This window comes from Dactylosporangium sp. CA-139066 (genome assembly GCF_050936175.1).
Lineage (GTDB): Bacteria > Actinomycetota > Actinomycetes > Mycobacteriales > Micromonosporaceae > Dactylosporangium.
On sequence record NZ_JBNJNH010000001.1, the window covers coordinates 641322 to 667620 of the forward strand.

25 protein-coding genes are annotated in these 26299 nt (G+C 71.8%); 11 read left to right on the forward strand and 14 right to left on the reverse strand.

Annotated elements, in window-relative coordinates:
- Positions 1-47: 47 nt before the first annotated feature.
- Positions 48-1472 carry a type I glutamate--ammonia ligase gene (gene glnA, locus ACQEVU_RS03030; protein WP_433320166.1) on the reverse strand — a complete coding sequence of 475 codons (1425 nt, stop codon included), beginning with the start codon at positions 1470-1472 and terminating at the stop codon, positions 48-50.
- A gap of 185 nt (positions 1473-1657) precedes the next feature.
- Between glnA and ACQEVU_RS03035 the strand changes: the two genes are divergently transcribed.
- Positions 1658-2002 (forward strand): RDD family protein, encoded by a 345-nt coding sequence (locus ACQEVU_RS03035; RefSeq protein ID WP_433320169.1) that lies wholly within the window; start codon positions 1658-1660, stop codon positions 2000-2002.
- Positions 2003-2009: 7 nt separating this feature from the next.
- Here ACQEVU_RS03035 and ACQEVU_RS03040 read toward each other — a convergent pair whose 3' ends face one another.
- The gene (locus tag ACQEVU_RS03040; protein WP_433320172.1) at positions 2010-2708 is read right to left on the reverse strand and encodes a DUF4191 domain-containing protein; all 699 of its coding nucleotides are present in this window, start codon (positions 2706-2708) and stop codon (positions 2010-2012) included.
- A 24-nt stretch (positions 2709-2732) separates the two neighbouring features.
- A complete protein-coding gene (lipA, locus tag ACQEVU_RS03045; protein WP_433320175.1) occupies positions 2733-3704 on the reverse strand; it encodes a lipoyl synthase in 972 nt (323 codons plus the stop codon).
- A 64-nt stretch (positions 3705-3768) separates the two neighbouring features.
- Between lipA and ACQEVU_RS03050 the strand changes: the two genes are divergently transcribed.
- The gene (locus ACQEVU_RS03050) at positions 3769-4347 is read left to right on the forward strand and encodes a DUF6928 family protein (protein ID WP_433320178.1); all 579 of its coding nucleotides are present in this window, start codon (positions 3769-3771) and stop codon (positions 4345-4347) included.
- On the opposite strand, the gene lipB is transcribed toward ACQEVU_RS03050, so the two are convergent.
- Complete coding sequence (gene lipB, locus ACQEVU_RS03055) at positions 4331-4945, reverse strand: lipoyl(octanoyl) transferase LipB (RefSeq protein WP_433320181.1); 615 nt, start codon at positions 4943-4945, stop codon at positions 4331-4333. The genes ACQEVU_RS03050 and lipB overlap by 17 nt on opposite strands.
- Positions 4946-5046: 101 nt before the next feature.
- On the opposite strand from lipB, the gene ACQEVU_RS03060 reads away from it, so the two are divergent.
- The gene (locus ACQEVU_RS03060) at positions 5047-6255 is read left to right on the forward strand and encodes an extracellular catalytic domain type 1 short-chain-length polyhydroxyalkanoate depolymerase (RefSeq protein ID WP_433320184.1); all 1209 of its coding nucleotides are present in this window, start codon (positions 5047-5049) and stop codon (positions 6253-6255) included.
- On the opposite strand, the gene ACQEVU_RS03065 is transcribed toward ACQEVU_RS03060, so the two are convergent.
- Complete coding sequence (locus tag ACQEVU_RS03065; protein ID WP_433320187.1) at positions 6225-7121, reverse strand: TIGR01777 family oxidoreductase; 897 nt, start codon at positions 7119-7121, stop codon at positions 6225-6227. The genes ACQEVU_RS03060 and ACQEVU_RS03065 overlap by 31 nt on opposite strands.
- A gap of 61 nt (positions 7122-7182) precedes the next feature.
- On the opposite strand from ACQEVU_RS03065, the gene ACQEVU_RS03070 reads away from it, so the two are divergent.
- The gene (locus ACQEVU_RS03070; protein ID WP_433320190.1) at positions 7183-7494 is read left to right on the forward strand and encodes a PadR family transcriptional regulator; all 312 of its coding nucleotides are present in this window, start codon (positions 7183-7185) and stop codon (positions 7492-7494) included.
- On the forward strand, positions 7455-8558 hold the full coding sequence (locus ACQEVU_RS03075) for a hypothetical protein (RefSeq protein WP_433320193.1): 1104 nt from the start codon (positions 7455-7457) through the stop codon (positions 8556-8558). The genes ACQEVU_RS03070 and ACQEVU_RS03075 overlap by 40 nt, the downstream gene beginning before the upstream one ends.
- A gap of 549 nt (positions 8559-9107) precedes the next feature.
- Here the strand turns inward: ACQEVU_RS03075 and sucB are convergent.
- Together sucB and lpdA are read right to left on the reverse strand one after the other, a co-directional pair.
- The gene (gene sucB, locus ACQEVU_RS03080) at positions 9108-10862 is read right to left on the reverse strand and encodes a 2-oxoglutarate dehydrogenase, E2 component, dihydrolipoamide succinyltransferase (protein WP_433320196.1); all 1755 of its coding nucleotides are present in this window, start codon (positions 10860-10862) and stop codon (positions 9108-9110) included.
- 33 nt (positions 10863-10895) lie between these two features.
- Entirely contained in the window at positions 10896-12281 is a 1386-nt protein-coding gene (gene lpdA, locus ACQEVU_RS03085; RefSeq protein ID WP_433320199.1) for a dihydrolipoyl dehydrogenase, read from the reverse strand.
- A 196-nt stretch (positions 12282-12477) separates the two neighbouring features.
- Between lpdA and ACQEVU_RS03090 the strand changes: the two genes are divergently transcribed.
- Positions 12478-12783 carry a hypothetical protein gene (locus ACQEVU_RS03090; protein ID WP_433320202.1) on the forward strand — a complete coding sequence of 102 codons (306 nt, stop codon included), beginning with the start codon at positions 12478-12480 and terminating at the stop codon, positions 12781-12783.
- Positions 12784-12794: 11 nt separating this feature from the next.
- Here the strand turns inward: ACQEVU_RS03090 and ACQEVU_RS03095 are convergent, their stop codons facing one another.
- On the reverse strand, positions 12795-14342 hold the full coding sequence (locus ACQEVU_RS03095; RefSeq protein WP_433320205.1) for a leucyl aminopeptidase: 1548 nt from the start codon (positions 14340-14342) through the stop codon (positions 12795-12797).
- Positions 14343-14471: 129 nt separating this feature from the next.
- Between ACQEVU_RS03095 and gcvT the strand changes: the two genes are divergently transcribed.
- Entirely contained in the window at positions 14472-15569 is a 1098-nt protein-coding gene (gcvT, locus tag ACQEVU_RS03100; protein WP_433320208.1) for a glycine cleavage system aminomethyltransferase GcvT, read from the forward strand.
- A gap of 734 nt (positions 15570-16303) precedes the next feature.
- On the opposite strand, the gene ACQEVU_RS03105 is transcribed toward gcvT, so the two are convergent.
- Both ACQEVU_RS03105 and ACQEVU_RS03110 read right to left on the reverse strand, forming a co-directional pair.
- A complete protein-coding gene (locus ACQEVU_RS03105; protein WP_433320211.1) occupies positions 16304-17047 on the reverse strand; it encodes an adenosylcobinamide-GDP ribazoletransferase in 744 nt (247 codons plus the stop codon).
- Positions 17035-18795, reverse strand: coding sequence for a bifunctional adenosylcobinamide kinase/adenosylcobinamide-phosphate guanylyltransferase (locus tag ACQEVU_RS03110; RefSeq protein WP_433320214.1), 1761 nt, complete (start codon positions 18793-18795; stop codon positions 17035-17037). Before ACQEVU_RS03110 ends, ACQEVU_RS03105 begins: the two co-directional genes overlap by 13 nt.
- Positions 18796-18889: 94 nt before the next feature.
- Here ACQEVU_RS03110 and ACQEVU_RS03115 point away from each other — a divergent pair, with 94 nt between their 5' ends.
- Together ACQEVU_RS03115 and ACQEVU_RS03120 are read left to right on the forward strand one after the other, a co-directional pair.
- Positions 18890-19090 (forward strand): hypothetical protein, encoded by a 201-nt coding sequence (locus tag ACQEVU_RS03115; protein ID WP_433320217.1) that lies wholly within the window; start codon positions 18890-18892, stop codon positions 19088-19090.
- Between the two features lie 2 nt (positions 19091-19092).
- Positions 19093-19893: a site-2 protease family protein gene (locus tag ACQEVU_RS03120; protein WP_433320220.1), complete on the forward strand. Its 801-nt coding sequence runs from the start codon at positions 19093-19095 to the stop codon at positions 19891-19893.
- A 1-nt stretch (position 19894) separates the two neighbouring features.
- Here the strand turns inward: ACQEVU_RS03120 and ACQEVU_RS03125 are convergent, their stop codons facing one another.
- Positions 19895-20893 (reverse strand): aldo/keto reductase family protein, encoded by a 999-nt coding sequence (locus tag ACQEVU_RS03125; protein WP_433320223.1) that lies wholly within the window; start codon positions 20891-20893, stop codon positions 19895-19897.
- Between the two features lie 25 nt (positions 20894-20918).
- Entirely contained in the window at positions 20919-22400 is a 1482-nt protein-coding gene (locus ACQEVU_RS03130) for a WG repeat-containing protein (protein ID WP_433320226.1), read from the reverse strand.
- Here ACQEVU_RS03130 and ACQEVU_RS03135 point away from each other — a divergent pair.
- Together ACQEVU_RS03135 and ACQEVU_RS03140 are read left to right on the forward strand one after the other, a co-directional pair.
- On the forward strand, positions 22399-22983 hold the full coding sequence (locus tag ACQEVU_RS03135) for a pentapeptide repeat-containing protein (RefSeq protein ID WP_433320229.1): 585 nt from the start codon (positions 22399-22401) through the stop codon (positions 22981-22983). The genes ACQEVU_RS03130 and ACQEVU_RS03135 overlap by 2 nt on opposite strands.
- Positions 22984-23153: 170 nt before the next feature.
- A complete protein-coding gene (locus tag ACQEVU_RS03140) occupies positions 23154-23984 on the forward strand; it encodes a hypothetical protein (protein WP_433320232.1) in 831 nt (276 codons plus the stop codon).
- A 129-nt stretch (positions 23985-24113) separates the two neighbouring features.
- On the opposite strand, the gene ACQEVU_RS03145 is transcribed toward ACQEVU_RS03140, so the two are convergent.
- Positions 24114-24743 (reverse strand): DUF3043 domain-containing protein, encoded by a 630-nt coding sequence (locus ACQEVU_RS03145; RefSeq protein ID WP_433320235.1) that lies wholly within the window; start codon positions 24741-24743, stop codon positions 24114-24116.
- A 115-nt stretch (positions 24744-24858) separates the two neighbouring features.
- Entirely contained in the window at positions 24859-26202 is a 1344-nt protein-coding gene (gene murA / locus ACQEVU_RS03150) for a UDP-N-acetylglucosamine 1-carboxyvinyltransferase (RefSeq protein ID WP_433320238.1), read from the reverse strand.
- Positions 26203-26299 lie beyond the last annotated feature (97 nt).

Genomic DNA, 26299 nt, shown 5'->3' on the forward strand with positions numbered 1-26299 from the left:
GAAACGGCCCGCCCCCCGGAGGGAGCGGGCCGTTCGCGAGGCGACGATCAGACGTCGTAGTACATGGCGAACTCGTGCGGGGTCGGGCGCAGGCGGACCGGGTCCACCTCGTTGGCCCGCTTGTACGAGATCCAGGTGTCCACCAGGTCCTGGGTGAACACGCCGCCCTCGAGCAGGAAGCCGTGGTCGGCCTCCAGGGTGTTGAGCACCTCGTCGAGCGAGCCCGGGACCTGCTTGACGTTCGCGACCTCCTCCGGCGGGAGGTCGTAGAGGTCCTTGTCGATCGGGGCCGGCGGCTCGATCTTGTTCTTGATGCCGTCCAGGCCGGCCATCAGCATGGCCGAGAAGGCCAGGTAGACGTTGGCCGACGGGTCCGGCACGCGGAACTCGACGCGCTTGGCCTTCGCGTTGGTGCCCGTCACCGGGATGCGCGTGCAGGCCGAGCGGTTGCGCTGCGAGTACACCAGGTTGACCGGCGCCTCGTAGCCGGGCACCAGGCGCCGGTAGGAGTTCACGGTCGGGTTGGTGAAGGCCAGCAGCGACGGGGCGTGGTGCAGCAGGCCGCCGATGTACCAGCGGGCCGTGTCCGACAGGCCGCCGTAGCCGGCCTCGTCGTAGAACAGCGGCTCGCCGCCCAGCCAGAGCGACTGGTGGGTGTGCATGCCCGAGCCGTTGTCGCCGAAGAGCGGCTTCGGCATGAACGTCGCGGTCTTGCCGGCCGCCCACGCGGTGTTCTTCACGATGTACTTGAACAGCTGGAGCTGGTCGCCCGCGTGCAGCAGCGTCGAGAACTTGTAGTTGATCTCGGCCTGGCCGGCGGTGCCCACCTCGTGGTGCGAGCGCTCGACGACGAAGCCGGCGCCCAGCAGCCGCTGCACGATCTGGTCACGCAGGTCGGCGTAGTGGTCGACCGGCGGGACCGGGAAGTAGCCACCCTTGTAGGCGGTCTTGTACCCGCGGTTGCCGCCCGGCTCTTCCTTGCCGGAGTTCCACCAGCCCTCGATGGAGTCGATGTAGTAGTACGCCTGGTTCGCCGACGTCTCGTGGCGGATCGAGTCGAAGATGTAGAACTCCGCCTCGGGGCCGAAGTACGCCGTGTCGGCGATGCCGCTCGACTTGAGGTACGCCTCCGCCTTCTTCGCCACGTTGCGCGGGTCACGCGAGTAGGCCTCGCGGGTGAACGGGTCGTGGATGAAGAAGTTCAGGGCCAGCGTCTTCTCGACCCGGAACGGGTCGATGAACGCCGACGTGGCGTCGGGCAGGAGCAGCATGTCCGACTCGTGGATCGCCTGGAAGCCACGGATGGACGAGCCGTCGAAGGCCAGGCCCTCGCTGAAGACCTTTTCGTCGAATGACTCGACCGGGACGTTGAAGTGCTGCATCACGCCCGGCAGGTCGCAGAAGCGAACGTCGACGAAGCGGACACCCTCATCCTTCACGTATCGCAACAGCTCTTCAGAATTGGCGAACACTCGTCCTCGTCCTCCAGATCGCAGGCATGACCAGTCTGGTGATCACTTCAGTGTGAAGGTGGCTGGTTGGTCGCGACCGTAGAACCGTGCGATTGCCCCGGCGTGTCTCGATTGTTTCCGCTGTGTTTCGCCGGTCGTGAGTCGCCCGATCAGACGAGGTGCGCGGTTCGGTAGTCTGACCCGCCGTGGAACCCGCACCGCTGGCCCGCCGTTTCGGCGCGCTGCTGATCGACTGGATCTCGTGCCTGCTCATCGCGGGTGCCTTCGCGAAGCCTACCGATGAGCCGTGGCTCGCGCCGGGCATCTTCGTCGTTGTGTACGCCCTGTTCCTGGGCTTTTTCGGCCAGACGCTGGGCATGCGGCTCATGCGCATCCGCTGTGTGTCCATGAACACAGGGCAGCCGCTGGGTGTACCGCGGGCGCTCCTGCGGGCCGTCGTCATGCTCCCGCTCATCACCGCGCTGATCATGGACGAGCACCAGCGCGGCCTGCACGATCGAGCGGCCGGCTCGGTCGTGCAGGCCGTCTGACGGTTGTTCAGCGCCCGCGCATCGCCTTGAACTGGCCCTTCGGGGGCTTCATGTTCTTGGGCAGGGCGCCCCGGGGCATCTGCGGGCGCGCCGAGAGCGCGGTCAGCCGCTTGTCCAGGGAGTTGACGTCCTTGGCGGTGATCGAGCGGGGCAGCTTGACCAGCGTCGTGCGCAGCTTGGCGAGGGGGATCTGGCCCTCCTCGTTGCCGACGATGTAGTCGCGCAGCTCGGCGTTGCCGATCACCTTCACCAGGCGGCGCCGCTCCTGGCCGAGCAGCCCCTTGACCCGGCTCGTGTTGCCCTCGCCGATCAGGATCACGCCGGGGCGGCCGATGACCAGGTGCACCATGTCGAACTGCGTCGTGGACGCGATCGCCGGGCTCACCCGCCAGTCGCCGCGCATGTTCTCGATGATCGACGCCGCCGCGCCCGGCTGCCCCTCGGCCTCCTTCATCATGGCCTTCTGCGAGCGCAGGTTGAGCACGATGACGGTGCCGAGCAGGGCCAGCAGGATGCCCAGCGGGGACCAGATCCACGACACGCCCAGCGCGATAGCGATGCCCACCGCGATCAGCGGCACGAGGACAACCGTCACGACGAGCGGGACGAACGCCTTGTCGCGCTTCGCGGTGAACGAGAACACCATGCCGATCTGCTTGAGCCGAGTGAAGAAGGAAACCTTCTCCGGCTCCTGGGCCTTTGCCATGCCTCCGAGTCTAGAGGGATGACATCACGCGTTGAGAGCCCGGTTCTCCAGCGCCTGGCGGTACAGTCGGCCCGCCCGGTAGGAGGAGCGCACCAGCGGCCCGCTCAGCACGCCCGCGAAGCCGATCTGCTCGGCCTCCTCGCGCAGCTCGACGAACTCCTCCGGCTTCACCCAGCGCTCGACGGGGTGGTGGCGGGGCGACGGCCGCAGGTACTGCGTGATCGTCACCAGCTCGCAGCCGGCCGCGTGCAGATCCTTCAGCGCCTGCGACACCTCGGACCGCTCCTCGCCCATGCCGAGGATCAGGTTGGACTTGGTGACCAGCCCGGCCTCGCGGGCGCTGGTCAGCACGGCGAGCGAGCGCTCGTAGCGGAACGCCGGGCGGATGCGCTTGAAGATCCGCGGCACGGTCTCGACGTTGTGCGCGAGCACCTCGGGCTCGGCCGCGAACACCTCGGCCAGCAGCTCCGGCTCGCCGTTGAAGTCGGGGATGAGCAGCTCGACGCCGCAGCCCTCGACGAGGGCGTGGATCTGCCGGACGGTCTCGGCGTAGAGCCAGGCGCCGCCGTCGGGCAGGTCGTCGCGGGCCACGCCGGTCACGGTGGCGTACTTCAGCCCCATCGTCGCCACGGACTCGGCGACCCGCCGCGGCTCGTCCGCGTCGAACTCGGCCGGCTTTCCGGTGTCGATCTGGCAGAAGTCGCAGCGGCGCGTGCACTGATCGCCGCCGATGAGGAAGGTCGCCTCGCGATCCTCCCAGCATTCGTAGATGTTGGGACAGCCGGCTTCCTGGCAGACCGTGTGGAGGCCCTCGCGCTGGACGAGCCCCCGCAGGTGCGTGTACTCGGGACCCATCTTGGCCGAGACCTTGATCCACGGCGGTTTGCGCTCAATCGGCGTCTCCGCGTTTCGCGCTTCGATGCGCAGCAGACGACGGCCTTCGGGAACAACGGCGGTCACGGTTCGAAGACTACGCCCGGGGGCTGCTCGATCCATGGGAACGCGATTGACGTCACGTTGGCGAGGTTTCCCGAACGGGTGGTACGGCAATGAGGCATTCGTGGCGCTCAGCAACACGATCATGATCTTTTCCGACGGCAACCCCGTCGACGTGCTTCGCTCCTACCCCATCCTCGACAAGCCGGCCACGCGCACACTCGTCGAACGGCTCTTCCCCGGCGCGACCGTGGAGGAGATCGGCGACGAGCTGCTCGTCGACGCGCTCAACCCGCCCGCCGACGTCGCCGTGGTCGGCTGTTTCGCCGGCCTCGACCTGGTGTGCAGCTGGGGCCTCACCCCGCGCCGCCCGTCGGAGCTCGACCCGGCGGTGCTCGCCGCCACCGAGCGGCGCAACGTGTATCTCCACGCCGCACACAGCGACGCCGCCTGGTGCAGCTACGGCGTCTGGCGGGACGGCGACCGGGTGCGCGCGCTGAGCGTCTCCGCCGACCCGGGCGTGCTCGAGGACGAGGGCGACCCGCTCGGCTTCGAGCCCGCCGACGTGGACCCGGTCGAGCTGGGCTGCGTCTCGATGCAGGCGCTGTTCGGGTTCGCGTGCGACGACCAGGATCGCCTCGACGACGTCGACCCGGAGCTCATTCCCGTCGTCGCCTACCGGGTGCTCAGTACAGCGTCTTGAGGTGCCGCTCCACGATCGGCAGGACCTCCTCGACGGTCACGTCCCGGCCCAGCTCGGCCGACAGTGACGTGACCCCCGCGTCGCGGATGCCGCAGGGCACGAAGATGTCGTACCGCGAAAGGTCGCAGTCAGCGTTCAACGCGAACCCGTGCAGCGTGACCCCGCGGGCGACCCGGATGCCGATGGCCGCGACCTTGCGCTCGGGCCCGCGCTCGTCCGCCGCCACCCAGACGCCGCTGCGCCCCTCGACCCGCATCGTGGCCACGCCCAGCTCCGCGCAGACGTCCATGAGCATCTGCTCCATGCGCCGCACGTACGCCACCACGTCCACGGGATCGGCCAGCCGCACGATCGGGTAGCCGACCAGCTGCCCCGGCCCGTGCCAGGTGATCTTGCCGCCGCGGTCGACGTCGATCACCGGCGTCCCGTCGAACGGCCGGTCGGCGGGCTCGGTGCGCTTGCCGGCCGTGTAGACGCTCGGGTGCTCCAGCAGCAGCACCGTGTCCGGCGCCGCGCCCTCGGCCACCTCGGCATGGATGCGCCGCTGCTCGGCGAGCGCCGTCTCGTAGTCGACCAGCCCGGCCTGGATGATTCGCACGAGGCCAGACTATCCCGCCCCGGATTATGTGGGATTCGGACATAGTGGTGCGTCGAAGCTCACACCTACCGTGGTGCTCCATCCGAGAGGAGGGCACCGCCATGCCCCGCATCCTGCGCCTCGTCCTGCCCGCCTTCGCGGCGCTCGCCGCCGCCATAGCGCTCACCACCGTCTCCACGCCGGCCTACGCCGCCACGCTGACCAGCGTCGCCGGCTTCGGGTCGAACCCCGGAAACCTGACCATGTACTCGTACCGCCCCGACGGCCTGCCCTCGGGCGCCCCGCTCGTGGTGGCGATGCACGGCTGCACCCAGAACGCGAACGACTACTTCACCAACTCCGGCTGGCGCAAGTACGCCGACCTGTGGCACTTCGCGCTGGTCCTGCCCGAGCAGAAGTCGGCGAACAACAGCACGAGCTGCTTCAACTGGTTCGAGACCGGCGACACCGCCCGCGGCGGGGGAGAGGCGCTGTCGATCAAGCAGATGGTCGACTACGCCGTCGCGAACTACGGCACGAACGCCGCCCGCGTCTACGTCACCGGCCTGTCCGCCGGCGGCGCGATGACCGCCGTGATGCTCGCCACGTATCCCGACGTCTTCGCCGGGGGCGCGATCATGGCCGGGCTGCCGTACCGCTGCGCGACCTCGACGACGAGCGCGTACAGCTGCATGAACCCGGGCGTCGACAAGACCCCGGCGGCGTGGGGCGACCTGGTCCGGGCGGCGTATTCGGGGTACAGCGGCGCCCGCCCTCGCGTCGCGATCTGGCACGGCACCTCGGACACGACGGTCGCCCCCGCCAACGCCACCGAGCTGCGTGACCAGTGGACCAACGTGCTCGGGGTGTCCCAGACGCCGACCTCGACCGCGTCCCTGCCCGGCGGCACGTCGCTGTCGAACTACGGCGACCAGGTGAAGGTGTACCTCGTGTCGGGCATGCCGCACGCCACGCCCGTCCACCCCGGCTCGGCGACCGACCAGTGCGGCACCGCCGGGACGTACTACAAGGACACGATCTGCTCGTCGTACTACCAGGCGGTGGACTGGGGCCTGGACAACGGCACCGCGCCCTCCCCCACCCCCTCGGCTTCCGCTTCTCCGTCTCCCACCCCGTCGCAGGGCGGCGGCGGCCAATGCGTCCGGGCGACGAACTACGCCCACGTCTCCGCGGGCCGGGCGCACCAGAGCCTCGGGTACGTGTACGCCAACGGCTCCAACCAGAACATGGGCCTCTACAACGTGTTCACCACCCACGGCCTGCGCCAGACCGGCGCGAACTACTGGGTGATCGACGACACGGCCTGCTGAAGGGCCTCGTCGACGGTCTGGTGCGCGAAGGTGAACCCCGCGCGCACCAGCACCGCCGGCATCACCCGCTGGCTGGCCAGGGCCTCCCGCCCGAACTCGCCGACCGCCATGCGCAGCGCGAACCCCGGCACCGGCAGCAGGTCGGGCCGGTTCAGCACGCGCCCGAGCGCCGCGGAGAACTCGGCGTTGGTGACCGGCTCGGGCCCGGTGAGGTTGACCGGCCCGGAGATCTCGCGATCGAGCAGGAACGACACGGCGCCCAGCCAGTCCGGCACCGAGATCCACGGCATGTACTGCCGCCCGTCGCCCATGCGCCCGCCCGCGAACAGCCGGAACTGCAGGTACAGCGGCTTGAGCAGCCCCGCTTCCTTGTCGAGCGGAAACCCGGTCCGCATCAGCACGACGCGGGTCCCGGCATCCTCGGCCGGGTGCGTCGCCGCCTCCCACACCTTGCACAGGTCGGCGAGGAACCCCTCACCCGCGGGCGACGACTCGTCGACGGCCCGATCGCCGGTGTCGCCGTAGTACCCGACCGCGGACGCGTTGAGCAGCACCCGAGGCTTACGCTCGGCCGCGGCGACGGCGAGCGCAATGGTCCGCGTGGTATCGACCCGGCTGTCGAGCAGGACCTTCTTGTACTCCGCCGTCCACCGCTTGTCCCCGACCCCGGCCCCCGCCAGGTTGATCACGGCGTCCGCCTTCGCCACGACGGAGGCGTCAAGCACGCCGGCCGTCGGGTCCCACCGCACCTCACCCGGCCGCGGCGGCCGCCGAACCAGCGGCGTGACGTGATGCCCGGCATTGCGCAGGTGCGACACCAGGTGCCGGCCAAGAAAGCCGGACGCCCCCGCGATGAGGATCTGCATATGGTCATCTTGCCTGTTTTGGGTACTGCGAAATCAAATCTATCTAGGTAGACTTTGCGGTGTGCCGCGCGCTCGCCGCCCTTCGCCACAGACCTCCGCCGTCCTGCGCGCCCTGGCCGCCGCCCCCGACGTGTGGCGCCACGGCTACGACCTGTCCCGCGAGGTCGGCCTGAAGGCCGGCACCTTGTATCCGATCCTGATCCGCCTGTCCGACGCGGGCCTGCTGACCGCCGAGTGGGAGCCGGACCCTCCGCACGGCCGCCCCCCACGCCACCTGTACCGCCTGACCCCCGACGGCCTGGCCCTTGCGCGCGCCCTGCCCGTGGCTACGCCATGGAGTGCTGGGGCAACCCTCCGGAGTCGGGAGGCGTGATGGGGAGATCGGGTTTTTTCGGTGGGGCTAAGCTGAGGTTGGGAAAATCGCCGGCGGCCACCGGCTCGCCCCGTGGCCTGGCGATGACCCCGGAACGCCTGCTTGAGCTGCTGCTACGCCCAGTCCCCGCCACGCGCGAAACCTGGAAGTCCGCACTGCGCGCCGAGCTGGCCGGCTTGGACGACCCTCGCGCCCGCTGGTCTTTCGCGCGCGGCTGCTGGCCCCTGCCGCTGCGCTACGCACTCTCGGGCCCGCGCCGGGTCGGCCTGCTGGTCTTCGCCACGGCTTCCGCCGCCATGGTCTTCGACTGGCAGGTGAACCGCGACGGCCCGGCCGCGTGGCTCTGCACGCCGCTGCTGGTCTGGTACGTCGGCCTCCTGCTGGCCGGCACCGCCCGCCGCTCGCCCCTGACCCGCCGCACAGTGGCGACGGGCGGCGCGACGGCCTTGGCCACGACGGCGGCCGCGCTGGCGATGACGCTGCTCGCGCCGGCGTCGAGCTGGGAGTTTCCGGTTGCGGTCGCGGCGGTGGCGGCGCTCGTGGCCGCCTCGTTCGCCGTCCGCGAGCAACGCCACGTGGCCTGCCGGGGTCGCGGCGATGCGGCCGCGCTTGCTGCCGGCGAGCCCCGCCTCGCGGCCGCACGCGACGCCGGAGATCCTGTCGCGGGCGAGACACGGCCGATGGGCGCGCGAGAAGCTGGCGATTCCGCCGCGGGTGAGCCCCGTTCGGCGGTCGCGCGGCAGGCTGGGGCTTTCGTTGCGATGGCTGGGGGTTCCGGACCGATGGGGGCGCGGCCGGCTGTTGCGGGGCAAGGTCGGCAGCGGGTGGGCGCGGCGCTGTGGGCGGCGGGCGGCGTTGCGCTGCTGCTGCCGGTCGCCGCGTTCGCGGCGCTGGACCTGAGCCCGCTGTGGGGCGGCGGGGGAGTGCCGGCCAACGGGCTGGGGGCCGAGCCGCCCGAGGCCCGCGACGCCTACGCCGGCCTGCTGCTGGTCGCCGCCGCGGCGGCCGTGGCGCTGACGGTGATCACGAAACGCCGCTCGCCGCGACGGTCGTCGTCGCGCTGATCGCGGTCACGCGTCGTCGTCGCGTTGACCTGCGGTGATGGGTCGCCGCGGCCGGGGGCGTGCTGGCGCTGGTCACGGCCGTCGCGGTGCGCCGAGTCGCGCGGGGCGGCGGGGAGTGCCGGCCAACAGGCTGCGGGCCGAGTCGCGCGGGGCGGCGGGGAGTGCCGGCCAACAGGCTGCGGGCCGAGTCGCGCGGGGCGGCGGGGAGTGCCGGCCAACAGGCTGCGGGCCGAGTCGCGCGGGGAGTGCCGGCCAACAGGCTGCGGGCCGAGCCGCGCGGGGCGGCGGGGGAGTGCCGGCCAACGGGCTGGGCGCCGAGCCGCCCGAGACCCGCGACGCCTACGCCGGCCGTGGCGCTGACGGTGATCACGAAACGCCGCTCGCCGTGACGGTCGTCGTCGCGTTGACCCCGGAGGCGGGCTCGCGTGAGGCGATCCCCTCACGGCCGTCGCGGTGATCCGAGTCGCGCGGGCGGCGGCGGGCGGTGAGACGGCGAGGGGCGCCCCGCGAAGCCGCGGGGCGCCCCTCAACGTGCGGTGCCGAAAACGGCTACAGGCCCAGGTCGGCCTCGAAGTTGCCGGCCTCCAGGCGCTCCTTCACCGTGGTGAGGAAGCGCGCGGCGTCCGCGCCGTCGACGATGCGGTGGTCGTACGACAGCGCCAGGTACACCATCGACCGCGGGGCGATGATCTCGCCCAGCTCCGGGTCGCTGACCACGACGGCGCGCTTCACCACGGCGCCGGTGCCCAGGATCGCCACCTGGGGCTGGTTGATGATCGGCGTGTCGAACAGCGCGCCGCGGCTGCCGGTGTTGGTCAGCGTGAACGTGCCGCCGGCGATGTCGTCCGGGCTGAGCTTGTTGTTGCGGGTCCGGTCGGCCACGTCAGCGATGCGCTTGGCCAGGCCGGCCAGGTTGAGGTCGCCGGCGTTCTTGATGACCGGGACGATCAGGCCCTTGTCGCTGTCCACGGCCATGCCCAGGTGCTCGGCGTCGTGGTACGTGACGGTGCCCGCCTCCAGGTCGATCGACGAGTTCACCGCGGGGTGCACCCGCAGCGCCTCGACCGCGGCGAGAGCGAAGAACGGCAGGAACGACAGCTTCACGCCGTGCGTGGCCTGGAACTGCGCCTTCGCCTTGTCCCGCAGCTTCGCCACCTTGGTGACGTCGACCTCGACGACCGTGGTGAGCTGCGCCGAGATCTGCAGCGACTCGACCATGCGGCGCGCGATCAGCGCGCGCATGCGGGTCAGCTTCTGGGTCTGGCCGCGCAGCGGGCTCGGCGCCGCCTTCGGGGCCGGGGCCTGGGCGGGCGCGGCGGCCGGGGCGGCGGCGGGCGCCGGCTGCGCGGCGGCCTCCTTCGCCTTGGCGGCCGCGTCGAGCACGTCCTGCTTGCGGATCCGGCCGCCGACGCCGGTACCGCTCAGGGACGACAGGCTCACCCCGTGCTCGGCGGCGAGCTTGCGGACCAGCGGCGTGACGTACCCGGCCTCCTCCTCGACCTTGCCGTTGCCGCCCGCCGTCGCGGTGACGTTGGTCGCGGGGCCGGCGTGGACCGGAGCGGCGGCCGCGGGCTGCGGCTCGGGCTCCGCCTTGGGCTCGGCCTTGGGCTGCGGCGCCGGCGCGGGCTCCGCCTTGGGGGCGGGGGCGGGCTCAGCCTTAGGAGCGGGAGCGGGAGCAGCACCGGCCGCGCCGATGATGGCGAGATCGGCGCCGACCTCGGCCACCTCGTCCTCGGGGACCTTGATCTCCAGCAGCGTGCCGGAGACCGGCGACGGGATCTCGGTGTCGACCTTGTCGGTGGAGACCTCGAGCAGCGGCTCGTCGGCCTCGATGCTGTCGCCGACCTGCTTGAGCCAGCGGGTGACGGTGCCCTCGGTGACACTCTCGCCGAGCGCGGGCATCTTCACCGCCGTGCCCTCGGCCGGACCCGACGGAGCCGCGGCGGCGGGCGCGGCAGCGGCCGGCTCCTCCTCCTGGACTTCCTCGGAAGGAGCGGCCTCGGGCTGTACCGCAGCCGGCTCCTCTGCTTGTGCGGGCTCCTCGGCAGCCGCGGGCTGAGCCTCCGAGCCGTCGCCGATGACGGCCAGCTCGGCGCCGACCTCGGCGGTCTCGTCCTCCTGCACGACGATGCGCGTCAGCACGCCGGCCGCGGGGGACGGGATCTCGGTGTCGACCTTGTCGGTGGAGACCTCGAGCAGCGGCTCGTCGGCCTCGACCTGGTCGCCCTCCTGCTTCAACCAGCGCGTGACGGTGCCCTCGGTGACGCTCTCGCCCAGCCGTGGCATGGTGACCGATACCGGCATATGAAACTACTCCTTGTACGGTTGCCAGTTGACTCAGTGGACGTGCAGCGGCTTGCCGGCCAGCGCCAGGTGCGCCTCGCCGAGAGCCTCGTTCTGCGTGGGGTGCATGTGCACCAGCGGGGCGACGTCGCCCGGGAACGCCTCCCAGTTGTAGATCAGTTGGGCCTCTCCGATGAGCTCGCTCACCCGGGCGCCCACCATGTGGACGCCGACGACCGGGCCGTCCTTGACGCGGACGAGCTTCACGAAGCCCGCGGTCCGCAGGATCTGGCTCTTGCCGTTGCCGGTGAGGTCGTACTGCAAAGTCTCGATCTTGTCGTCGCCGTACACCTCGCGGGCCTTGGACTCGTTGAGCCCCACCGAGGCGACCTCCGGCTCGGAGTAGGTCACGCGCGGGATGCCGGACTCGTCGAACACCTGCGGGTGCTGGCCGGCGATCTCCTCGGCCACGAAGATGCCCTGCTGGAAGCCTCGGTGCGCCAGCTGTACCCCGGGCACGATGTCGCCCACCGCATAGACGCCCGGCACCGAGGTGCGCAGCCGCTCGTCCGTGAGGACGAAGCCGCGCTCCATCTTGATGCCCTGCTCCTCGTACCCGAGGTTGGCCGTGGTCGGCCCGCGCCCGACGGCCACGAGCAGCAGCTCGGCCTCGATCGTCTCGCCGCCCTGGATCGTCACCTTCACGCCGGCGTCGGTGCGCTCGACGCCCTCGAACGGCTTGCCGACCTTGAACTTGATGCCCCGCTTGCGAAACGCCCGCTCGAGCGCCTTGGAGCTGGCCTCGTCCTCGACCGCGAGCAGCCGGGGGAGCGCCTCGACGATGGTCACGTCGACGCCGAAGGACTTCCAGGCGCTGGCGAACTCGCAGCCGATGACGCCGCCGCCGAGGACGATCGCCGAGGCCGGCACGTGGTCGAGGCCGAGCGCGTGCTCGCTGGTGATGACCCGCTCGCCGTCGACGACCAGGCCGGGGAGCGTCTTGGAGTAGGAGCCGGTGGCCAGCACGATGTTTTTCGCGGTGTACCGCGAACCGGCGACCTCGACGGCGTCCGGCGCGACCAGGCGCCCCTCGCCCTCGATCAGCTGCACCTTGCGCGCCTTGGCCAGGCCCTGCAGCCCCTTGTACAGCTTGGTGACCACACCGTCCTTGTACGCGTTGACGGCCTTCATGTCGACGCCGTTGAACGACGCTTGGACGCCGAACTGGTCGGCCTCGCGCGCCGCGTCGGCCACCTCGCCGGCGTGCAGCAGCGCCTTGGTCGGGATGCAGCCGCGGTGCAGGCATGTGCCGCCGAGCTTGTCCTTCTCGACCAGCGCGACGGACAGGCCGAGCTGTGCCGCGCGGAACGCGGCCGCGTAGCCGCCGCTGCCTCCGCCCAGGATCAGGACGTCGAAGGAGTTGGCGTGTGGGTCGCTCACGAATTCTCCCAGGTAATGCACGGGCCAGCCGGCTCGTGACTGTGCGAATGCGGGGTTCGCCCTTCGCAAATGACGATCCTCGGCCATCTTGTCACTTGCGCTGCCCGCCTGCGACGGTAGGTGCCCTTAGTGGGGTCCTGCGCGTGGCCTTTGCGTCGTACCCTGTGCACGGCATCGACGGGAGGAGGCTGGACAGGTGGCGTGGTTCCGACGGAAGCCGGCAGCCGGTGGCCGCAGCGCGAGCCGCGAGGACCTGGCCTATCTCGAGGAGTTCGTGCGCTCGAGGCGCGGCGTGGAGGGCTTCATCGAGCCTCGCACGACCGTGACCGAGACAACACTCCTGCTCATCGCGCACGACGGCGAGTGGACCCGCCGGCGCATGGAGAGCCCCCAGGCGGCGCGCCAGTTCGCGCACCGCCTGAGCATGCCCATCTACGACATCGCGCTGGTGGGATATCCGCAGCGCTGGCGCGACTACAACGCGCGCAACAAGAAGAGCTGAGCCGGGCGGCACTACTCCGCCGCGATCTCCTCGATCAGCTCGACCAGGGTCCGGACCGGTACGCCCGTGCCGCCCTTGGACCAGTACCCGAACGGCTCGCCCGAGTGGTAGCTGGGGCCGGCGATGTCGATGTGGGCCCACTGCACGCCCTCGGCGACGAACTCCGACAGGAACACGCCGCCCTGCAGCATGTGCCCGGCCCGGTCCATCCCCGAGTTGACCTGTGAGATGTCCGCCACCTCGGAGTCCATGCCCTTGCGCACGTCCTCGGGCAGCGGCATCGGCCACGCGGGCTCGCCGGCCCGCTCGCCCGCGTCGCGCACCCGCTCGCACAGCTCCGGGGTGCCCATGACGCCGGCGATGCGCTTGCCCAGCGCGATGACCTGCCCGCCGGTGAGCGTCGAGACCTCGAACAGGTAGTCGGGCTCGTCCTCGCAGGCCCGGGCGATCGCGTCGCCCAGGATCATCCGGCCCTCGGCGTCGGTGTTGAGGACCTCGACCTGGGCGCCGCTGTACATCTTCACGACGTCACCCGGCCGGTACGCGCTGCCGGAGACCATGTTCTCGGCCATCGGCGCGTACGCCACCACGGCCACCTTCGGCTTGAGCTGCGCGATCGCGAGCATGGTCGCGGCCACCGCGGCGGCGCCGGACATGTCCGACTTCATCTCCCACATGCCCGCGCCCGGCTTGATGGACACGCCGCCGGTGTCGAACGTGATGCCCTTGCCCACGAGCGCGACCCGCCGGGTGGCGCCGGCCGGCTCGTACGCGATGCGCACCAGCCGCGGGGCCGCCGCCGAGCCCAGGCCGACGGCGAGGATGCCGCCGTACCCCTGACGGGCGAGCGCCTTCTCGTCGAGCACGGTCACGTCCAGCGCCGCGTCGCGCGCGGCCGCGGCGACCTGCTCGGCGAACTGCGGCGGCCGCAGCTCGTTCGGCGCGGTGTTGATCCAGTCGCGGGTCCGGCCGACGACCGCGCCGAGCACGCCGGAGCGCTTGAGCGCCGCCTTCGCGGCCTTCGAGCCGGCGTCGGGGACGTGCACCAGCACCTTGCGCACGGGGTCGCGGCGGCTCGCCGAGGGCTTGGACTTGTACCCGGCGAACCGGTAGGCGCCCAGCAGCGCCCCCTCGGCCACGGCCCGCACGCCCGCGCTCGGCTCGGCCTCGTCCAGCGGCAGCACGAGCGCCATCGAGGCCGACCCGGCCAGCGCCCGCGCGGCGGCCCCGGCCGCCCGGCGCAGCGACTCCGCCGGCGGCGTCCGGCCCTCGTCGCCGTCGACCGGCGCGCCGAGCCCGACCGCCACGACGATCGGCGCCTTCACCGCCCCGAACGCGGCGAGCTTCGTCACCTCGCCGAGCGCGCCGGTCGCGCCGAGCGCCCAGAGCGTCTCGGCGAGCCCGCCCCCGGGCCGGTCGCCGAAGGCGGCGGCCACGCTTTCCGCGCCGGGGGCGAGCAGCAGCTTCGCGTCACCCCCCGCAGGCGCGTAGACGCCGATGACGATGGCGTCGGCGGCGAGTCCGGCTGGGTCGGTGTCGACCAGGGTCAGGGAGGTCACTACGGCTCCACATTACTCATGGTTGTGTGCGCTTCGGGTGCGGCCGATTTTCACTGCGGCTTATCCGCAGCTTCAGCATGCCGCCGAATCGGGTGCAGGACACGATAACCAACGCGATAGGTTGCGGGCATGACGCAACCCTTGCGGCACCCCGCGTTGTATCACCGTCATGCGGCGCTCGGTGCCAAGTTCGCGGCGTTCGGCGGCTGGGAGATGCCCCTCGAATACGCCGGCGGCGGCGTGCTCAAGGAGCACACGGCCGTCCGCGAGGACGTCGGCGTGTTCGACGTGTCCCACCTGGGCAAGGCCCGGGTCCGCGGCCGTGGCGCGGCCGCCTTCGTCAACGCCTGCCTCAGCAACGACCTCGACCGCATCGGCGCCGGCCAGGCGCAGTACACCCTGTGCCTGGCCGACAACGGTGGCGTGGTGGACGACCTCATCGCGTACCGATTCGGCGACGACGACGTGTTCCTCATCCCCAACGCGGCCAACACGGCCGAGGTGGTCCGCCGCCTCTGCGCCGTGGCCCCCAACGGCATCAGCGTGGTCGACCAGCACGAGCTGTTCGCCGTGCTCGCGGTCCAGGGCCCCCGCTCCACGGAGGTGCTGGCCGGCCTGGGCCTGCCCACCGACCACGACTACATGAGGTTCACGGTCTCCGCCTACAACGGCACCGACGTCGTCGTGTGCCGCACCGGGTACACCGGCGAGCACGGCTACGAGCTCGTCATCCCGTCGCACGACGCGCACACTCTGTGGGACGCGATCGTCGAGACCGGCGCCCGCCCGTGCGGCCTCGCGGCCCGCGACACGCTGCGCACCGAGATGGGCTACCCGCTGCACGGCCAGGACCTCTCCCTCGACATCACTCCCGTCCAGGCCCGCGCGGGCTGGGCCGTCGGCTGGAACAAGCCGGCCTTCTGGGGCCGCGAGGCGCTCGTGGCCGAGAAGGCGGCCGGCCCGCGCCGGCTGCTGTGGGGCATCGAGGCGCTCGACCGGGGCATCCCGCGCGCCCACATGTCGGTCCTGCCCGCCTCGGGCGACGCCCCGATCGGCGAGGTGACGAGCGGCACATTCTCCCCGACCCGCAAGGTGGGCATCGGCCTGGCGCTGATCGACACCGAGTCGGGCGTGGGCGAGGGCGACGAGGTTTCGCTGGACGTCCGCGGCCGTCGTTCGGCGGTACGCGTGGTGAAGCCCCCCTTCGTGAAGTCCTCGGTCCGCTGAAGCTGACCCCCGGCGCCGTCTCCTGGGGACGCGCGCCGGGCGGCCCGGCGTTGGGATCCGTAAATGTCCGCCACTCCGTGACGGACATTTACGGATTTTTCGGTTATGTCCGTTCGCGCGCATACGGCAGCGGCTCTTGGCGGCGCGTAATTGGCCACGCCGGCTGCGCTTTCCGACAAGTCGGGCACTCCGTGCCACGACTTGTCGGATTTATACCCCTTCAGGAGATAAATGCGATAAGTCGCGGCACGAAGTGCCCGACTTATCGTGCTGCGCACCGGGCGGCCAACCGGGCGCGTTTGCCACGTTATAGACCCGGTTCTCCATGCTGGGAGCGAAAACTGCATGAACGCTCCCTGATCATGTGTTCGCGCGGAATCGCGTGATTGTGGAGCGAAAGCACTCGGTGGACGGTCGTCGCACCTGAAGCTGCGCCGCGGACCGCACTCGCCAGCGGTCGCGAGACGGGGGAGGGGCAATTGCCATCGGATGCCGCGCACATAACCGAAATTTCCGATATGTCCGTCACGGAGTGGCGGACATATCGGAGACCGGGCCGCGGGTGCTGGCACGCACACGGCGGCGATCGGGTCGCGCCTGTGGGCCGTCGTCGACGACGAGTCGGCGCCGGGAGGCGTGCCGTGCTAGTTCGCCTGCGCCGATGGCCGCGTCGCGCACGTGGTTCCGTGCCGCGCTGATGGCCGCGGCGGCCCGGGACAGTGCCGAGCGGGCCCTCAGGCCGTCGCCAGCACCACCAGCGCCGCCGCCGTCGACAGCTCGACCGCCGCCCCGATCACGTCCCCCGTCACCCCGCCGAGCCGCCGCCGAGCGTGCGCCGTCAACCCCCACGAAATCGCCACCGCGGCCACAACCGCCAAAGGCCCTCGCCAAACGTCAACCAGCCCCGCCGCCAACGCCACCACGACAGCCACCACGCCCAGCAGGGTCAAGGGCACCGTCCCCGCGACCAGCACCCCCATCCCCTCGGGCCGCGCGGCCGGCACCCCCCGCCGGCAGGCGACCGTCGCACCGAGCCGCCCCGCCGCAAAAGCGGCGGTCAAGGAAGCGAGCGAAGTCACAAAGGGAGCGGCCAGGAGCGTGGTGGCGGCCGCGGCATTGAGCAGCAGTACCGAAGCAATGGCCGCCACCCCGAACGGCCCGATATCAGACTTTTTCATAATTTCCAGGGCACGCGGCGCCGGGGCATACGAGCCGAGGCCGTCCGCCGTGTCCGCCAGGCCGTCGGCGTGCAGCCCGCGGGTCAGGACCAGCGACAGCGCCACGAGCGCCGCGGCGCCCACGAACGGCGAGGCGCCGAGCAGGACCAGCAGGCGCGCCAGGAGGGCCAGCACCAGGCCGAGCAGGGCGCCGGCCAGCGGGGCCAGGAGCATGGCCAGGCGTACCGTCGGCCGGTCGAAGCGGATCGCCCGGATCGGCGCGACGGTGAACAGGCTCAGGGCGAGGCTCAGTCCTCCCACGACGGTTTCACGTACGGCATCTCGGCCGTCGGCGAGTCCGCCACGACGCGCTGGATCTCGGCCTCGATGTCCGCCTGGTCGGGCTGCGGCTCCTCGGCACGCGGCGGCGTCGCGGCGGCGATCGTCAGGGCCGTGTTGACCAGCGGCAGCGCCGTCAGCGCGGTCGCGCCCTCGCCCAGGTCGAGGTGCAGCGACAGGAACGGCGCGGCGCCGAGGACGTCGGCGGCGAGCTTGACCGTCGGGTTGTCGCCGTGGTCGGGCATGAGCAGCCAGTGGCGGGTCTGGGCGCCGTAGTCGCGGGCCACCAGCGCGGCGGCGATCGCGACGGGGCCGTCGACCATGATCGGCAGGCGGCGGGACGCGGCGCCGAGGACGATGCCGGTGGCCACCGCGATGTCGCCGCCGCCGAGCATCGAGAGGATGACGTGGGGCTCGCGGCTGCGGTTGCGGATGCGGTGGCGGGCGTCGCGGATGGCGCCGACCTTGCGGATCCAGGCGGCGTCGTCGACGAAGCCGGAGGCGTCCACGACCCGGCCGAGCAGCGCGGTCGGCTCGGCGCCCGTGAGTACCGCCACAATCGCGGCCGCGGCGGCGTCGGAGCCGGCGCCGCAGGAGGCGAGCACGAGGATGTCCACGCCCTCGTTGGCGGCCGCGTCGGCGAGGCGCCAGCCCAGCGTCAGCGCGGCGTCGACGGCGGAGTCGTCGAGGGCGTCGTGCACCTCGGCGGGGCCGGCGTCGGGGCAGTCGATGGCCTGGACGCTCGCCCCGGCGGTGGCGGCGAGCATCGCGATCGTCGCGTCGCCCTCGACGACCTGCTCGAGGCGGCGGTCGGCGGCCTCGGCGGAGTCGCCGGCCGAGAAGCCGCCGGCGCGGTCGCCGCGCAGGACGAGCACGCGGGGCTGCTGGAACGGGCGCGGGTCCGGGCGGCCCTGCACCCCGCCGGCGAAGCGCACGACCGGCGTGAGGCCGCCCATGCCGGCGCCGTTGAGCCGCAGGGTCAGCAGCCGCTCGCCGGCCTCGTGCGCGGTCGACTCGTCGGGCAGCGGCAGCTCCATGCCGGGCGAGAACGACAGGGTCTCGCCGCCGTCGGCGGTGGAGAGCACCGAGCCGGCGCCGGCCGCCTCGAACACGAACGGCTCGGCCGGGGCCTGCGCGGGGCGGACCAGCGGTCCGGCCGAGGGCTCGCGCTTGCCCGCCTGCCCGACCAGCTCGCCGCCGCGCAGCCAGGTCACCTCGCCGGCCACGACGAGGGCCACGCCGTCGCAGGCGGCGGCGATCCGCTGGTTGAGCAGGCCGTTGGCGTCGGCGAACGTCCGGCCGGCCTCGGTGGCCGGCAGCACGCCCAGGCCCACCTCCGGCCCCACCAGCACCAGCAGCCCGGCCGCGCACGAGCGCACCGCGTCGGCGAGGACGCCGATCCGCTCGTCGGCGGCGGCGGGATTCGACCAGTCGCCGATGATGTCGTACACCGACCCGAGCCACCCCCCGAGGTCGTCCAGCAGGATCGTGTCCTCGGGCTTGGCCGCCGTGAGCAGCTCGGCGAGCCGCTCCGGCGAGCCACCCAGCTCCTCGGTCAGCCACGTGTCCGGCCGCCGGGCCCGGTGCGCGGCGATGCGCGCCGCCCAGCCGTCGTCCGACGTGCTTTCCTGCGCGGTGGCGAAGTACCGCACCGCGCCCGCGCCGGCGACGAGCGCCTCCGCAACTTCAGACTTCCCGGACCGGATTCCTCCGAGCACCAGCAACCGCATGCCCCGTACTTTAGAGGGACACCGGTGGCCGGAGTCGGCACAGGGCCACGCGGCCGATACGCTCGAAGTCTTCAACCGGGACAGGAGTGTGACCATGGCGTGGACGTGGCAGTTCGAAGACGCTGAGCGCAGGCCCGTCGATGGCCCGAACGAGGCGTTTTCCAGCCAGTCCGACGCGGAGTCGTGGCTCGGCCAGACCTGGCGTGAGCTGGTGGCCAAGGGCGCGGCGACGGCGGTCCTCACCGAGGACGACCGCACGGAGTACAAGATGAGCCTGTTGCCGGCCGGGGGCTGACGATGTCCTACGGGCGCTACGGCAGCCGGGTCGGCCGGCTGCCGCGGGAGGCGTTCCGCCCCAGCATGCTCTTCCTGGGGCTCCTCGCGCTGCTGGTCGTCAGCGGCGCGATGCTCTATCTGGGGTACGGCAGCGACCGGTTCAACGTGTTCCTGTTCGTCGCCGCGGGCTGGACGGTCTCGCTCTGCCTGCACGAGTACTCGCACGCGCTGACCGCCTTCAAGGGCGGCGACGACGACGTCGCACACCGCGGGTACCTGACGCTCAACCCGCTCAAGTACACGCACCCGCTGCTGTCGATCGTCCTGCCGCTGCTGTTCGTCCTCATCGGCGGCATCGGCCTGCCCGGCGGCGCGGTCTGGGTCAACCACGCCGCGATCCGCAGCCGGTTCATGGACAGCCTGGTGAGCTTCGCCGGGCCGGCGGCCAACCTGGCGCTGGCGATCCTGCTGACGCTGCCGTTCACGCTGGGCCTGGACAGCGGCGGCAACTACCCGTTCTGGGCGGCCCTGGCCTTCATGGCGTTCCTGCAGCTCACGGCCAGCGTGCTCAACTTCGTGCCGATGCCGGGCGTCGACGGCGGCAACCTCGTCTACCCGTGGCTGTCGCCGGAGTGGAAGCGCGGCTTCAACCACGTGGCGCCGTTCGGCATGCTGATCCTCATCGCGCTGCTCTTCTCGCCGCGGATCAACGGCTGGTTCTTCTCCGTGGTGTACACCATCGGAGACCTGATCGGCCTGCCGACCGGCCAGGCCTCCGACGGGTTCAGCTACTTCCAGTTCTGGCGCACGTCAGGCTTCTAGCCTACGGGCGGTCGGCGGGGCTCTGCGTGAGCGCGGGGTCCCGCTGGACGACCGGCTCGAGCACCTCGTCGATCCGCTTGAGCAGCTCCGCGTCCAGCGTGATCCCGGACGCCTTGACGTTGTCCTCGAGCTGCTCGGGCCGGGTCGCCCCGACGATCGCCGACGAGACGTTCGGGTTCTGCAGCACCCAGGCCACCCCGAGCTGCGCCATCGACAGCCCGGCCTGCTCGGCCAGCGGACGCAGCTGTTGTACCGCCTCAAGCACGTCATTGCCCATCAGCCGGGCGATGAAGTTGGCGCCCGACTTCTGATCCGTCGCCCGGGAGCCCGCCGGCGGCGGCTGACCCGGCTTGTACTTCCCGGTGAGCACGCCCTGGGCCAGCGGCGACCACACGATCTGGCCGATGCCGAGCTCCTCGCTGGCCGGCACGACCTCGGCCTCGATCACGCGGTACAGCGCCGAGTACTGCGGCTGGTTGGACACCAGCTGGATGTGCAGCTCCTTGGCGAGCTTCGCGGCCGCGCGCAGCTCCTCGGCGCGCCACTCCGAGACGCCGATGTACAGCGCCTTGCCGGCCCGCACCACGTCGGCGAACGCCTGCATGGTCTCCTCGAGCGGCGTGTGGTGGTCGTAGCGGTGGGCCTGGTACAGGTCGACGTGGTCGGTCTGCAGCCGGCGCAGCGACCCGTCGATCGACTTCATGATGTGCTTGCGCGACAGGCCGCTGTCGTTGCGGCCGGGACCGGTGCGCCAGAAGACCTTCGTGAAGATCTCCAGGCCGTCGCGGTTCTGGCCCTTCAGCGCGTCGCCGAGCACCACCTCGGCGCGCGTGCCCGCGTAGACGTCGGCGGTGTCGAAGGTTGTGATGCCGAGGTCGAGCGCGGCGTGCACACAAGCGGTGGCCTGCTCCGCCTCGACCTGGGAGCCGTGAGTGATCCAGTTGCCGTACGAGATCTCGCTGACGAGCAAGCCGGAACGGCCGAGGTGTCGAAACTCCATGTCACGACCCTATGCCGGGCGCTTGCTACATCACCGGGCGGGTGTCGGCCAGCAGCCGGTCGATCTCGTCCGTGACGCCCGTCCGGCTGGAGAAGGCCGGCTGGATGATCGTGCGGCCGCGCCGGTCGAGCGCGCCCCACCGCTGGGCGTCGTCGACGAACAGGAACGCGACCGGGTGGATCATGATCGTGTGGTGGATCGGGGGCACGACCACGCGCCCCGAGCGGTCCACGACGCCCTTGCGCCCGTCCAGCGACACCACGGCGAGGCCCTCGTCGCTGAAGCCGTCGATGTAGCGGCCGTCGAGCAGCGAGGTGGCGAAGCCGTCGTACTGGAACTGGACCACGACCCGCCCGACCCCGTCGACCGCGCCCCAGTGCGGCCCGCGGCGCACCGCGGCCACGCCCCGGCGGAACGGCCGGACGTCGTCGTAGCCGGTCGAGATGAGCACGGTGTTGTTCTTGTCGATCGCGATCCAGCGGGTGGTGCCGTCGCGCGAGACCCACGCCACGCCGTCGGAGAAGCTGCCGACGCCGATGTACCCCTGCGCCGGCTCGATGAGGACCCGCCCGGTGTCGTCGATGAGCTCCCAGTTCTGCGCGCCCTGCCGGTGCACCCAGGCGACGCCGTCGCGGAACGGCTGCACGTCGAGGTACCCGGGCCCGATGACGAAGTTGCCGTCGGACTCGATGTACCCCCACCTGGAGGTCTGCTCGTCGAAGGCCGGCGCCGGCGCCTTGCGGATCTTGAGGATCTCCTCCCGCGACCGCGGGTAGGGCCCCCACCCCTTCTCGGCGACCCGCCGGAACACCGCGTCGAGCGCGAGCTCGGTCTGCGCGATGAGCTCCGGGTCCTCCTCCTTGCGCAGGTCGAGGGCCCGCTCGAAGTGGTTGCAGGCCTCCATGTAGCGGCCCTGGTCGTAGGCGCACTTGCCGGCGTGCTGGTGCATCGTGGCCCGCAGCCGGTCCGGCAGCTCGGAGGAGTTGGCCAGCGTGAACAGCCGGTCGGCCTCCTCGAACTCCTCCCGCCACTGCAGCACGTGCGCCAGCCGCGCCTGCGCGATCGAGATGCGCCGCAGCTCCCCGGTCGCCTCGGCGTGGGCGAGCGCGAGCTTCGCGTCGGCGAACGCCTTCGGCAGGTCCCCGAGGATGCGCGACACCACGGCCCGCAGGCTGAGCAGCCGCGCCCGCGTCGGGTTGTCGGCGACCCCGTTGAGCTTCCCGGTCAGCTGGTCGCGGATGTCGGTGAGCTGCGTGACCTCGTCGCCCTCGATCTGCTCGCGCAGCGTCTCGGGGTCGAAGCGCCACACGAACGACGCCAGCACCTGCTCGGGGTCCGGCCCCGGCGCGGCCGGCTCGGCGCGCGGCCCCGGCGGCGAGGTCGGCGCGATGGCGGCGAGCTCGGGCGGGAACCCTTCGGCCCCCGGCCGCACGATCGGCAGGTACCCGGTCGCCTGCAGCCCGTCCACCCCGGCCCCGGTCAGCTGCGCCGACCGGTAGGCCCCCATGGTGTTCCCGGACGCCACGGCCGGCGGCGGGGGCGCGTCGGCCACCTCGACGAACTCGACCCGGATCCCCGGCCCGGCGGGCCCCGGCTCGGACCCGGCCGGCGCCGCACCGGCGCCCGCCTCGTCGGGCCCGCTCGGCCCCGGGCCGCCGGGCGCGGCCGCGCCGGAGACGGGCACGCCGGACACCGGCACGCCGCTCACGGGCGCCGCACTCACCGGCGCGTTGCGCGGCGTCTCGACCGCGTGGTGGTGGGCTGGCTCGGCGGCGTGGTGGCGGGGCGGCTCGGCCGCGCGATGGTGGACCGGCTCGGCTGGAACCGGCTGTTGTGCGATCGGCGCGGCCCCCAGCGGCCCGGAACTGACCGGTGCGGAACTCACCGGGACCGAGCTCACCGGCGCGTTGCCGAGCAGCTCGAACTCCTCGTTCCCCCCACCGATCGGCCCGCTGCTCACCGGGGCGTTGCTCAGTGGGCCGGAACTGACGGGCGCGTTGCTCAACGGGCCGCTGCTGACGGGTGCGTTGCTCAGAGGGGCCGAGCTGACCGGGGCGCCGCTGACCGGCGCGTTGCGCGGGGCGCCGTAGACGCCACCGCCCGCGCGGTCGCCCGGCCCGTGCTGGCCCGGCTGCGCGTTTTGTCCCGGCCGTCCCGGCTGTCCGGGATGTCCGGCATCCTGGTCCGGCCGCGATCCGACGGCGGCCCGGCCCGACGAGCGGACCGGCCGCGGGGGACCGCCCTGTGGGTTGCCGCGCGGATGGTCCGGGCTGCTGCGCCGGACCCGCGGCACCTCGTCCGTCGGCTCGTCCAGGGCCCGGCTGCGCGGCCGCCCGTACGCGTTGCCCTGCGGCCGCCCCTGACCGCCCTGCTCGGGCCCCCGGCGGTCGCCGTAGCCGGCCCGGTCGTCATGCCCGTAACCCCGCCGGTCGTCGTACCCGCGGGGCCCGTCGTGGCCACGGCGGTCGTCGTACCCGCGCCGGTCGTCCCGCCCGCGGTCGTCGTATCCGCGCCGGTCGTCATACCCGCGCTCGTCGTACCCGCGCCGGTCGTCCCGCCCACGGTCGTCATAGCCGCGCCGGTCGTCGCGCCCACGGTCGTCGTATCCGCGCCGGTCGTCGTATCCGCGTCGCTCGTCGTAGCCGCGGTCGTCGTATCCACGCCGGTCGTCCCGTCCGCGGTCGTCGTATCCGCGTCGGTCGTCGTATCCGCGGCGATCCGGTTGCTCAGCGTAGTCGCGCCCGCGGGCCTGCGGGCCGGGTCGCGGGCCCTGGTCGGGGCGGCCGGGTTGTGGCGGACGGCCAGGCGGCTGGTCGTAGCCGCCGCGGTCGGGGCCGGGGTGGCCCTCGTAGCCGGGCTGGTCGTATCCGCCCTGGTCAGGGCCCTGGCCGCGCTGGGGCCGGGGGCGCCGGTCGGCCTCGTCGCGTCGCTGTTCCGGTACTCGGCCCCACGGCACGGTCGGCACGGCCGCCCAGGTGGGCGCGGCGGTTCCCGGCTCTTCTCCCGGGTACTCGTCGCTCACAGCTTCGCTCTCCTCGCCACACTCCGGCACCAAATCACGCACCGGCGCCCGCCACGCGCCTACCGGTGAAACATCGTGGTCCGGTCGCGAAGGGAGGGTAAGGCTTGGAGCCCCTCCACCGCCACCGCCGCCGCCGAAACGTGTCCGGAAGGCCCGTCTCGGGCGGCCGGGGACCCGTCGCGGCGGCGGAGTCGGGGATCAGATCTTCTGACCCGGCTTCACCTGCGGTTTCGGGTTGCGGATGAAGCGGAACGAGATCGCGCGCATGGTCGCGTACAGGTACAGCGAGCTCATCTTGTCCGGCGCGTTGGGGAACCGCTCCTTGACCAGGCGCTTGACCGTCCGGGAGATCATGTAGCTGTCGATCAGCGTCGCCACGACCATGAGCAGGAACAGGGCGTTGGCGGCCTGGTAGACGGCCGTGTTGAGGGCCCGGTTGCCGCCGAAGAGGCCCAGGATCATGATCAGGAACGTGGTGCCGAAAAACCACGTGCCGATGGTCCGGCGGGAGTCCACGATGTCGCGCACGAGCTTGCGCACGGGGCCCTTGTCGCGGGCGAGCAGGAAGCGCTCCTCGCCGTTGGCCATGCCCTCGCGCGCCTCGAGGCGCTCCTGCCGCTGCTTCTCGCGCAGGCGCTTGGCGGCCTCGCGGCGGTCGGCCGCGGGCGGCTCGGCGATCCGGCGGCCCGCGATGACCCGCTTCGGGGTCGTCTGGCCGAGGTCGCGCTTGCTGGGCGTGTAGCCCTTCGTGGCGGCCGCGGGCTCGGGCTCGGGGGCCTCGACCGAGGCGGCGGGCTCTTCTGACTTACGACGAAACAGCGACGGCACGACACGAAGGTTAGCCGACGCCGCGTGTTAACAGCAGCGTCGGCCACCTCTCAGCCGCTTTTCCTCAAAACCACCCCCGGGGCCGCTCGAACCACCCGGCGGCCCCTCAGGAGTTTCAGCCCAGCTCGACGTGGGCGCCGAGGGCGTTGAGCTTGCCCTCGAAGTCCTCGTAGCCGCGCTGGATGAGCTTCACGCCGTACACCCGGGAGGTTCCCTCCGCCGCCAGCGCGGCGATCAGGTGGCTGAAGCCGGCCCGCAGGTCGGGGATCACCAGGTCGGCCGCGTGCAGCTTCGACGGGCCGGCGATGACCGCCGAGTGCATGAAGTTGCGCCGGCCGAAGCGGCACGGCGTCCCGCCCAGGCACTCGCGGTAGGTCTGGATCGTCGCGCCCATCTGGTTCAGCGCCGCCGTGTAGCCCAGCCGCCGCTCGTACACCGTCTCGTGCACGATCGACAGCCCCCGGGCCTGGGTCAGCGCCACGACCATCGGCTGCTGCCAGTCGGTCATGAAGCCGGGGTGCACGTCGGTCTCCATGGCCACGGCCTTGAGCTCGCCGCCCGGGTGCCAGAAGCGGATGCCGCCGGTGCCGGGCGCGTCGTCGATCTCGAAGGCGCCGCCGACCGAGGTGAACAGGTTGAGGAAGGTCATCATGTCGGCCTGGCGGGCGCCGCGCACGAACACGTCGCCGCGGGTCGCCAGCGCCGCCGCGCCCCAGCTGGCCGCCTCGATGCGGTCCGGGATCGGGCGGTGGTTGTACCCGGTCAGCCGCGGCACGCCCTGGATCTCGATCACGCGGTCGGTGTGGACCTTGATGATCGCGCCCATCTTCTGCAGCACGCAGATGAGGTCGATGATCTCGGGCTCGACGGCCGCGTTGCGCAGCTCGGTGACGCCCTCGGCGCGCACCGCGGTCAGCAGGATCTGCTCGGTGGCACCCACCGACGGGTACGGCAGCTCGAGCTTCGCGCCGTGCAGCCCGTCGGGCGCGGTGATGTCCATGCCCTTCTCGGACTTGTCCACCACGGCGCCGAACTCGCGCAGGGCCTGGATGTGGAAGTCGATGGGCCGGCCGCCGATGTTGCAGCCGCCGAGGTCCGGAATGAACGCGTGGCCGAGGCGGTGCAGCAGCGGGCCGCAGAAGAGGATCGGGATGCGGCTGGAGCCGGCGTGGACGTTGATCTCGTCGACGTTGGCCGACTCGACGTTGGACGGGTCGAAGATGAGCTCGCCGTCGAGCTCGCCCCGCGTGACCTTCACGCCGTGCAGCTCAAGCAGGCCGGTGACCACCTCGACGTCGCGGATCGCGGGGACGTCGTACAGCCGGCTCGGGGTCTCACCGAGCACGGCGGCCACCATCGCCTTGGAGACGAGGTTCTTGGCACCGCGCACACGGAGCTCGCCGTTGAGCGGCGTGCCGCCGTGCACGGTGAGGACGTCACCGGCGTCGTAGTTGGTCACGGAACCCCTCCTGCAGGCAGGATCGTAAAGAAGCATGTCGCTGACACAGGGTGACGAGATCGCGAAATCCGTACCGCGTCGCCCGCGCAGCATATCC

Coding starts and splice junctions, on each gene's coding strand:
- ACQEVU_RS03040 (WP_433320172.1), bottom strand. CDS start 2,708: ATGGCAAAGGCCCAGGAGCCGGAGAAGGTTTCCTTCTTCACTCGGCTC.
- lipA (WP_433320175.1), bottom strand. CDS start 3,704: ATGGATCGAGCAGCCCCCGGGCGTAGTCTTCGAACCGTGACCGCCGTT.
- ACQEVU_RS03060 (WP_433320184.1), top strand. CDS start 5,047: ATGCCCCGCATCCTGCGCCTCGTCCTGCCCGCCTTCGCGGCGCTCGCC.
- ACQEVU_RS03065 (WP_433320187.1), bottom strand. CDS start 7,121: ATGCAGATCCTCATCGCGGGGGCGTCCGGCTTTCTTGGCCGGCACCTG.
- ACQEVU_RS03075 (WP_433320193.1), top strand. CDS start 7,455: ATGGAGTGCTGGGGCAACCCTCCGGAGTCGGGAGGCGTGATGGGGAGA.
- sucB (WP_433320196.1), bottom strand. CDS start 10,862: ATGCCGGTATCGGTCACCATGCCACGGCTGGGCGAGAGCGTCACCGAG.
- gcvT (WP_433320208.1), top strand. CDS start 14,472: ATGACGCAACCCTTGCGGCACCCCGCGTTGTATCACCGTCATGCGGCG.
- ACQEVU_RS03110 (WP_433320214.1), bottom strand. CDS start 18,795: ATGCGGTTGCTGGTGCTCGGAGGAATCCGGTCCGGGAAGTCTGAAGTT.
- ACQEVU_RS03115 (WP_433320217.1), top strand. CDS start 18,890: ATGGCGTGGACGTGGCAGTTCGAAGACGCTGAGCGCAGGCCCGTCGAT.
- ACQEVU_RS03120 (WP_433320220.1), top strand. CDS start 19,093: ATGTCCTACGGGCGCTACGGCAGCCGGGTCGGCCGGCTGCCGCGGGAG.
- ACQEVU_RS03125 (WP_433320223.1), bottom strand. CDS start 20,893: ATGGAGTTTCGACACCTCGGCCGTTCCGGCTTGCTCGTCAGCGAGATC.
- ACQEVU_RS03135 (WP_433320229.1), top strand. CDS start 22,399: ATGGTGTTCCCGGACGCCACGGCCGGCGGCGGGGGCGCGTCGGCCACC.
- ACQEVU_RS03130 (WP_433320226.1), bottom strand. CDS start 22,400: ATGGGGGCCTACCGGTCGGCGCAGCTGACCGGGGCCGGGGTGGACGGG.
- ACQEVU_RS03140 (WP_433320232.1), top strand. CDS start 23,154: ATGGTCCGGGCTGCTGCGCCGGACCCGCGGCACCTCGTCCGTCGGCTC.